The following is a 9995-nucleotide window of genomic DNA, read 5'->3' as shown; positions in this document are numbered from 1 at the left end:
TCATTTTTTATGTTTTTTGTTTTTTCTACAAACAAGTTTAGTAGTTTTTGCATTTTTAAATACACCTCATCATAAGCTGGCTCTTCTTTTCCAATATAAGAAATCATAAATATATAAGGTTCTTCTAAATTATTGTACACAATTTCTTTTTGTAAACGATAACTTTCTCTTAATAGTCTTTTTATTCGATTTCTACTTACTGCCAGTTTAAAATTTCTTTTAGGCACAGAAACTCCAACCTGACAAGGATAATCTGATGTATGTGGGGTTTGTAAATACATCATTCTTAAAGGAAAACTCTTCAAAGATTTTCCTTCAGCATATAGTTTTTCTATCAGCTTTCTACGCTTTAAACGTTCTTGTTTCCCTAAAGTGTATTTCATCTTTACAAACTTAAGAGAAAATAGCAACTTTTTAACAATTTCTGCGAGCTAACTTTAAAAAAGATACGTATTTTTAACTAGTTTTTAGAATTTTATTTCAACACATATTTGTTTATAATATAACAATAATAGTTAAATTTGTTTAAATTTACACATTTTAAGATATGAAACCAGACTTATTTCAAGCACCAGATTATTATAATATCGATGATTTATTAACTGAAGAACATAAGTTAGTAAGAACCGCAGCAAGAGATTGGGTAAAACGCGATGTTTCTCCAATTATTGAAGAATATGCTCAAAAAGCAGAATTTCCAAGCCAGATTATTAATGGTTTGGCAGAAATTGGTGCATTTGGGCCTTACATTCCAGAAGAATATGGTGGTGCTGGTTTAGATCAAATTTCTTACGGATTAATCATGCAAGAAATAGAACGAGGCGATTCTGGAGTGCGTTCTACTGCTTCAGTACAATCATCATTAGTAATGTATCCTATTTTTAAATATGGTACAGAAGCACAACGTAAAAAATACTTACCAAAATTAGCTTCTGGTGAATGGATGGGTTGTTTTGGTTTAACAGAACCCAATCATGGGTCTAATCCTGGTGGAATGGAAACAAACTTTAAAGATAAAGGTGATCATTATCTATTAAATGGTGCAAAAATGTGGATTTCGAATGCGCCTTTTGCACAAGTTGCTGTGGTTTGGGCTAAAAATGAAGCAGGAAGAATTCACGGACTAATTGTAGAACGTGGTATGGAAGGATTTTCTACTCCAGAAACTCACAATAAATGGTCTTTGCGTGCTTCTGCTACTGGTGAACTCATTTTTGACAATGTTAAAGTTCCCAAAGAAAACTTACTACCCAATAAATCTGGATTGGGTGCTCCTTTAGGTTGTTTAGATTCTGCAAGATATGGTATTGCTTGGGGTGCTATTGGAGCAGCAATGGATTGTTATGATACTGCCTTACGTTATGTAAAAGAACGCCAACAGTTTGGCAAACCTATTGGTCAGTTTCAATTGCAACAGAAAAAATTAGCAGAAATGATTACAGAAATTACCAAAGCACAATTATTGGCTTGGAGATTGGGGACTTTAAAGAATGATGACAAAGCTACTTCTGCACAAATTTCTATGGCAAAACGAAATAACGTAGAAATGGCCATTAACATTGCTAGAGAAGCAAGACAAATGTTGGGTGGAATGGGAATTACTGGCGAATATTCTATTATGCGTCACATGATGAATTTAGAAAGTGTAATTACCTACGAAGGTACACATGATATTCATTTATTAATTACTGGTTTAGATGTTACTGGTTTTAACGCTTTTAAGTAAAAAACGACTCCTATTTATCAATAATTAAGATTCTTTTTGGCTACAACGTATTCGTAGATTCTACTGATAACATGACATTTGACATGTTTTTCACGAGTAACTTATTTTAGTTTTGTGTAATACTAAATACTAAAATTCGATTACAAATGGAAGAATCTAGAAAAGACATTATACAATTTACCAATTTGCAACTTGCAGCTCTTGGCGAACCTACCTTTAAAGACAAAGAAAATAGTAACGTTCAATATTGCAACCCGAAATTCGAAGAACTTACTGGAGGATTAATCAAAAGTATTCAAGAAAAATCTAGGTTATTGGCAAATCATCATTGTCCTGCAGATACTAGAATTCAAAATTTTATAAATGACTATTTAAAAGATGTAGATGTTAATATATCTTATGCTTTACCAAATAATACATTAATATTATCAAAAAAAGGACAAGCCAGAGAAACTAGTTTACCACCAGATGGTAATTCTTTTGAAAGCGATTTGGTAAAATCTAAACGATTAAAACAAGGTATTTTAAACAATCCTTTACATGATAAAAGAACTACTAAAGGTACGTTTCATATTGTAGAGGGCGATTTACCAGTGCCTTTAGATAAAAAAGAAGTACCTAGAGTTGTATTGGCTCACTTTTTAAATGCTGCTTTTAATGCTCCAGATAATTTAAAAGTATTACCATTTACAGATAGTCAAAAAGACAAGGCCAAAGTAATGGTTTCTATGCTATTAAGACCCATTGTTTGCCCAGAAGTAAAAGGCGTAATTTCAGAAAAATCTTTAGAAGTTCGCTTTTTTGCACCAGGTAATTTAGTGAGTAATTTAGATTTTGTTGAAAGTATTTTTGGCAATGCAGGCGATCCTACTATTGCACAAAACGATGCTGCTTTAGACACAGAACATTGGACAGGCCATACAGGTTGTATCATTTTAGCTCCTCAGTTATTAACTTTAAAAAAGAAAGAAATTGGGTTACCTCATTTTGATGATGCTACAGAGCGTCAAAGAAAAGATGGTATGTGTTGGAAAGACGAAAACGAATTGTATAATGATGGTGGCGCTTTTAAAATTACTTGTAGAAACGAAAGTGGTGTTGTTGTTACTTTAATTGCAGATAATTATTATGGATATTCTAAAAAAGAAATAAAAACTCAAATTAGTTACTCTGCCAACCTATATGGCTTGGTAGAAGAAGAACACGCAGGTGGTGCCATTGCTTATGCAAGACGTGTTATGGGAGATACAGTAAATGGTAAAGACTACTACAGATATTATGGTTTAGAACATAATTTTGAAGATGTAAAAAAATTATTAGCAGACAGAATTGAAGTAAAACCAGAAAATTATGCGTTTGATAAAAATTATCCTAATGTAATTTACATTCCTGAAACAGCTTATTTTGATATCAACAAAAACAACATTAGTTGGGAGTATGAAGGTAAAGAACAAACATTAACATTGTCTCCTTACAAAACTTATGTGCATCCCACAGGAAATAAATTACGTTTAGAAAAACATCCGCAAAATAAATTATGGCGAATTGTAGAAACTTTTCCAGAAGGGGTATTCTGCCACAAACCTTGTACAGTTTCTGGTGGTGGTAAATCAGAAATTTCTAAATCGATGCAAAATGCCATCACATATAGCAATTTTAATATCCATAATTTAGAAGAAGATTTTAAAAAAGCTGATGAAATTATTGAGTTTAATTACTCAACTAGATGGAAAGATAAAACCGTAGATAGGCCAAAATCTAGATCTTTTTTAAGTGAAAAAAGAACTTTAGGTTCAGTGGTAAAACTGTTAACTCCTTCAGAAGAAAATTCAGACGAATTCAATGAGTTTATTAGCAATATTCCTGTACACGTTCGTTCTTTAGTTTTATTAGTAAAACGTATGTTTAGGCAAGCACATGGTGCTAATTTAAACTGGAAAGATATGATGTCTGTAGAAATTATTAACGGTGCAAAAGGTACATCATTACGTTACAACAATACACCAGTTGTGGGTAGTTATGTTCGTATTGGGTTTAATCAACAAGGTAATTGGATGCTCAATAAATTGCGTTCAGATTTTTCTGCAAGTGAAAAAATTCAGACAGAAGATGATATTTCTGCATCTATTACCTTACCTAGAAACCAGTTTAAAGATTTAAACCCAGTTTTTGACAATCCGAGTGTAAAAGTAGTTGCAAATTGCGAAGCACACTTATTTCAAAGACCAGATGAAGCGATTGTTAGAGGTTATGATAAAGGCGCAGAATTAGATATTATTTCTAATGGAAGATTTTTAACCAATTACGAAATGTTAACTAAACAAGACGCTATTGCCATTTACGAAGACACTATTAATTTTGATCAATATACAGAGCCAGTAAAGAAATTTATCAAAGAAATTATCAATAGCGATGATGATGATATTCAGTTTGTATTACCATCTCACCCGAGAATTATAGAAGATGGTTTGCCAACAAAAAACCCTCGTTATTTAGAACCTAATAAGTTTTATAATGAAAATGAGGCTTCTTATATTTCTGATATTGGTGTACGTTTAAAAAGACAAATTGAACCAAAAGACCCAGTAATTCATGTGGTAAATGCGGTTTTACCTGGTAGAAGAAACAATCCTGTAGACAAAGCAAATGGTATTAGACCTTTGGCTGTGTATAATCCAATACATTATCAAGAAACACCAGAGTTGTTTATGGACTTTATTTGTAGTTTAACAGGTAAATCTCCTTCTACAACAGGTGCAGGTTCTGAAGGTGCTTTAACAAAAGCTCCGTTTAATATGCTAACACCAACTACAGATTTAAACAACGCGTTATTGTCTCATATTTTAACAGAATCTAACGGATTTAGTACTGCTGCAGGTTACATAGGTGCAGAAAATAAAATAGATCATGATGTTAGTTTATTGATTCCAGAAATTTGGGCTAGAATGACACCCGAAGACAGAGATCCAAAAAACTTAATTGCAAACGGATCTTTAGAAAAACTAGAAGATTTTGAATTTGAAGGTAAAAAGGTGTTGGCAAGTAGATTAGGTTATAGAATTACAAAAAAATTCGATTTATATTGTTTAAATAGAATTTTTGACGAGCCTACTGCTGTGTTTAGTGAACGTATGTTAAAACCAGAATTACAAGGTTTAGAAGATTTTGTAGACGGAATTAACAACATTACTGAAGCACAACAAAAAGTAGCTTTAAATTATTTTGAAGACGGTAGTATAGAAGCTGCAATACCTCCGCTAAAAATATTGCTACATATAATGGCATATGGAAACTATGAAGGCAAAGATATTAGCGATGCTGAATTAAGAAAATACTTTGATAGAGACTATGTTGTTAATAGTGATTGGTATAAAGAAAGATTAGCTATAAAACAGCAAAAAGATATTGCTTTTTATTCAAAACAAATCAGTTATTTAGAAGATTTTATTGCAGATGCTAATAATAAAGAGCTTGTGGCAGATATGAACATTAATAACCGTTTACAAGAAGTAAAAGCGATGTATAAAAAAGTAAGTGCCAAAGAATATTTAGAGACTTTAGTAGGTACTATTGGCGCAGATCCACTATTTAAAAAATAGTTAAAGAATGTGTTTTTTAAAATGCTAGAAAGAGCATAGCATTTAGTTTTTTAGTTTGTAAAAGCTGATATCAATTTTAAATTGTATCAGCTTTTTTTATTGATAAGAGCCCAATAGAATTTAAGATGCTTTTTGTAACAAAACATGAGGACACCTTTTACAATTCACCCCTTTTTTCTTGAATTTATTGCAACATTTACTTTTGGGCGTTAAGCAGTTAGAAGAACAAACACCATCGCAAACTGGAGTGTTTGTTAAAGAAATTATTGGCTTATTATCAGTATAAAAAACAATCATATTTTAAAAATATACTGCAAATATAAATGTTTATTTAGAATAAATAAAAATAAAAAGTTGTTAAAATTTACTAAGAAGTATCAATGTTTTTAAATTCAAAAAAGGTTACTTCACAATTGAAGATAACCTCTTTCTTTTTTTGGAGTGGGGAAATGCTATTTTTTTATTCCTAGTTTCATCAAAATAGTTTCTAACAAACACCATTTTGTAAATGCAGACTGTATCATATTTAATCCAATAAATACACCAAACCATAACCAATGTATACTTACATAATAGGTTAAGGCTACCATTAACAAAACCATAAAACCAACAATTACTCTAAAATACGTGTTTAACATTTTCTTGTTTTTTTATTTATTATATAAATCTTTCTATGGGTAAAACCACACCTTTTATCGGATTATTGGTTTCCATATTTTTATTAAATTCAGTAATTAAATTGAATAATACATCTATATGTTCATCATCTGTAAAAGAGAAAAACAAGGTAGATTCATTGCTATTTTTACCTGCCGAAAACCAATTGGAAGAAATTTCTGCAGGAATATTCTTAAATCCATTAATTTCGGTAATACTTAAATTTTTAATGGCTGCTTTTTTAAAGATTTTCAGAATATTTTTCTGAAATTCTTCTACTGCTGTAACTAATACTAATTTCATGTTTTTTAATTTTAATGTCCTTTCGACCACAGTCGAGAACTATTTATAATTCTTCTTTTCTATCATATAATACACCAATGGCACCACTAGTAATGTGAGCACTGTAGACACAATAGTTCCACCCATTAAAGAGATAGCTAACCCTTGAAAAATTGGATCAAATAAGATTACAAATGCGCCAATTACTACAGTTCCTGCAGTTAATAAAATAGGAGTTGTTCTTACGGCTCCTGCTTCAATGGCAGCTTGTTTTAAAGGAATTCCTTCTGCTAGTCTTAGGTTGATAAAATCAATTAGTAATACAGAGTTTCTTACCATAATTCCTGCCAAAGCAATCATACCAATAAAAGAAGTGGCTGTAAAAAAGGCGCCCATTATCCAGTGTCCTAAAATAATTCCTATTAATGATAAGGGGATGGCAACCATCATAACCACTGGTGCTTTAAAGTTTTGAAACCAACCAACTATCAAAATATATATTAAGATAATAGCTCCTAAAAATGCGATTCCTAAATCTCTAAAAACCTCTAAGGTTATTTGCCATTCTCCATCCCATTTAACTGTAAAGTCGTCCTCAAAATCTGGCTGACCCAAATACATTTCGTTTAATTTATAGCCTTCAGGAAGTTTAATTTCACCTAATTTCTTATCCATCCCAAGAATTGCGTAGGCAGGACTTTCTAACTCGCCAGCCATATCTGCCAAAACATACACTACTCTCTTTTGATTTTTCCTATAGATACTTTTAGCGGCAATGGTTTCTTTAATATCAACCAAATCTGCAATTGGAATCATGGTTCCTTGTTTCGATGTTACCTTTAATTGCGAAATATCAGAAATGGTAGATTTTTCTTTTTCATCTAAACTCAACACCAAACCAATTTGATGTACTGCATCTTCGTCATATAAATTGGTTATTGGTGTGTTAGATAATGCCATATTCATGGTATAGGCAATTTGCTGAGGCGCAACTCCATATAACATGGCTTTTTCTTTATTGATCTCAAATTGATATTCTTTTTGATTGGCTTCTACCATCCAATCAATATCAACTACATCCTCTGTATTTTTTAGAATGTTCTGAACATCATTTGCAATTCTAATTTGCTCGTCATAATCTGGTCCATAAACCTCAGCAACAATGGTAGATAACACTGGTGGCCCTGGAGGAACTTCTACCAACTTTACATTTGCGTTGTATTTTGTTGCAATTTTCTGAATTTCTGGTCTTAGTAATTTTGCAATTCCATGACTTTGAATTTTACGTGCTCCTTTATCCACCAAATTCACTTGAATGTCTGCCATATTAGAACCTCCTCGTAAATCGTAATGACGCACCAAACCATTAAAGGTTATGGGTGCAGAAGTACCCACATAATTTTGATAATTGACCACTTCTGGTCTTGTGGCTAAATATTGGGCTATTTCTTGAGTAACTACGGCTGTTCTTTCTAAGGTAGTTCCTTCTGGCATATCAATAACCACTTGAAACTCATTTTTGTTATCAAAAGGCAGCATTTTTACAGCCACAGAATTGGTTAAAAATAAGCCCATTGTTGCTATTAAAACAAAGAATGTTCCGCCCAAAAACAACCATCTTTTGCTTGTACTTTCTAATAAAGGTCTCTCTAATTTATTGTAAATTCTATAAATAAAAGTATCTTCTAATGGCTTTTCTTTTTTATCTTTACCTCCTTTTTTTTCTTTCTCTCTTAAGAAAATATACCCTAAATACGGTGTAATGGTTAAGGCTACAAATAATGATAAAATCATAGCAATAGAGGCTCCTATTGGCATTGGCGCCATGTAAGGTCCCATTAAACCAGATACAAACGCCATGGGTAAAACAGAAGCAATTACTGTAAAGGTTGCTAAAATTGTTGGATTCCCAACTTCGTTAATTGCATATAAAGCTGCTTGTTTAAAAGGCAGGCGTTTCATCTTAAAATGGCGGTGCATATTTTCGGCTATAATTATAGAATCATCAACCACAATACCTGTTACAAAAACCAACGCAAACAACGTAATTCTGTTTAAGGTATAATCTAACATGTAATAACTCAATAATGTCAACGCAAACGTAATGGGAACAGATAAAAATACTACCAAACCACCTCTCCAGCCCATGGCTAGCATCACCACAAGTGTAACAGCAATGATAGAACCTATTAAGTGTAGTAGTAATTCTGACACTTTATGAGAAGCGGTTTTACCATAATTTCTAGTAATTTCTACATGCACATCATCAGGAATTAAAGTGGTTCTTAAATGATCTACCTTATCAATAATCACTTCAGCAATTTTCATGGCATCTGCCCCTTTTCTTTTGGCGACAGAAATAGTAACTGCTGGGTATTCTGATTTATATTCTGCAGATTTTTCACTGGCTTTTCCGAAACCTAAAGACACGTAATTTTGTGGAATTTCTGGTCCATCAACAATAGTTGCAATTTGTTTTAAATAAATTGGCTGATTCTGTTGCACACCCACTACTAAATTTTCTACATCTGTTTTAGAGGCTAAAAATTTACCAGTTTTTACTAAAAATTCTGTATCATTTTTATCAAAACTCCCTGCACTTAGTTGTGTGTTGTTGGCTTTTATCATTTTAAAAACCGATAAGAAATCTAATCCGCTTGCAGCTAATTTATCTTTATCTAAAACAACACGTAATTGTCTGTTTCTTCCCCCAATTTTATGGGTAATCGAAACGTCATTTACCTTTTTTATTTCACTTTCTAACTCCTGTGCCATTTGTCCAAGCTGAAAATCGTTATAATTTTCACTCCACAAGGTTAAACCTAACATAGGCACATCATCAATAGCACGCGTTTTTACCAAAGGAAACGTAACTCCTTTTGGCATTTGATCCATGTGTTTGTTAATTTCATTGTACAATTTTACAAACGAACGCTCTATGTCTTCTCCCACATAAAACTGTACAATTACCATGGCTTTTTCATTCATAGAAGTAGAATACACATATTCTACACCTTTAATATTCGAAATTAATTTCTCTAAAGGTTTTACCACTCTAGATTCTACTTCTGTAGGACTTGCACCTGGATAACCCACAAAAATATCTGCCATAGGCACGTCTATTTGTGGTTCTTCTTCACGTGGAATTAAAAACGAACTGTACACCCCAATCACCATAAAAACGATCATTAGTAATACTGTCAATTTCGACCCGATAAAGACTTTTGCAATTTTTCCTGCTAAACCTTCTTTCATATTGTTTATATTTTTGGGCGTTTTAACAGGCTATCCGTTTCAATCTTTTTTTGCCATTTATGGCAGCAAAAAAAGGATTTCCACTACTATCCTTAACGCTAATTATAGTTATTGAATTGAAATTTTTGCTCCGTTAAATAATTTTCCGTCAGCAGAAATGATATAGGATTCATTAGCAGATAAACCTGATAATACCTCTACTTTATCTCCATAAACGCTACCTAAACGCAACCATCGTAACAAAGCTGTATTACTTTGACTTGTTGTGTAAACTCCTGATAGTTGGCCGTTTTTAACAAGAGCTTTTGTTGGGATTAAAACCATTGCTGAGTTTGTTTTTTGTGCTACAGGAAACTGGACAGTTGTAAACATTCCCGATAAAATTTTTGCATTGGTTTTTTCTAAATCTACTTTTACCAAATATTGTCCTCCTGTATTTTTAGCAGAAGTACTCACTTCTATCACTTTTCCTTTCA

The 9995-nt window shown here is 32.3% G+C and carries 7 protein-coding genes; 2 read left to right on the top strand and 5 right to left on the bottom strand.

The genetic code is table 11. The annotated features are described in order from the left end of the window. Positions 1-383 (bottom strand): ribonuclease P protein component (gene rnpA / locus ACTG3S_RS04595; protein ID WP_439128198.1); only part of this gene is annotated, 383 nt, incomplete at its 3' end. 164 nt (positions 384-547) lie between these two features. Here rnpA and ACTG3S_RS04590 point away from each other — a divergent pair. Both ACTG3S_RS04590 and ACTG3S_RS04585 read left to right on the top strand, forming a co-directional pair. Then, positions 548-1726, top strand: coding sequence for an acyl-CoA dehydrogenase family protein (locus ACTG3S_RS04590; protein ID WP_439128197.1), 1179 nt, complete (start codon positions 548-550; stop codon positions 1724-1726). A 146-nt stretch (positions 1727-1872) separates the two neighbouring features. Further along, a complete protein-coding gene (locus tag ACTG3S_RS04585) occupies positions 1873-5325 on the top strand; it encodes a hypothetical protein (RefSeq protein WP_439128196.1) in 3453 nt (1150 codons plus the stop codon). Positions 5326-5777: 452 nt separating this feature from the next. On the opposite strand, the gene ACTG3S_RS04580 is transcribed toward ACTG3S_RS04585, so the two are convergent. From ACTG3S_RS04580 to ACTG3S_RS04565, 4 genes are all read right to left on the bottom strand, one after another. Beyond that, complete coding sequence (locus ACTG3S_RS04580; RefSeq protein WP_439128195.1) at positions 5778-5963, bottom strand: YgaP family membrane protein; 186 nt, start codon at positions 5961-5963, stop codon at positions 5778-5780. Positions 5964-5982: 19 nt separating this feature from the next. After that, a complete protein-coding gene (locus tag ACTG3S_RS04575) occupies positions 5983-6285 on the bottom strand; it encodes a hypothetical protein (RefSeq protein WP_439128194.1) in 303 nt (100 codons plus the stop codon). A gap of 39 nt (positions 6286-6324) precedes the next feature. Further along, positions 6325-9519 carry an efflux RND transporter permease subunit gene (locus tag ACTG3S_RS04570; RefSeq protein WP_439128193.1) on the bottom strand — a complete coding sequence of 1065 codons (3195 nt, stop codon included), beginning with the start codon at positions 9517-9519 and terminating at the stop codon, positions 6325-6327. 108 nt (positions 9520-9627) lie between these two features. After that, positions 9628-9995, bottom strand: a 368-nt coding sequence (locus tag ACTG3S_RS04565; protein WP_439128192.1) for an efflux RND transporter periplasmic adaptor subunit, incomplete at its 5' end; no start/stop codon positions are given.

It is taken from the genome of Polaribacter sp. (assembly GCF_965656025.1).
Taxonomy (GTDB): Bacteria; Bacteroidota; Bacteroidia; order Flavobacteriales; family Flavobacteriaceae; genus Polaribacter.
The sequence above is the reverse complement of the archived record's forward strand: the minus strand, read 5'-3'. Positions and strand labels throughout refer to the sequence as shown.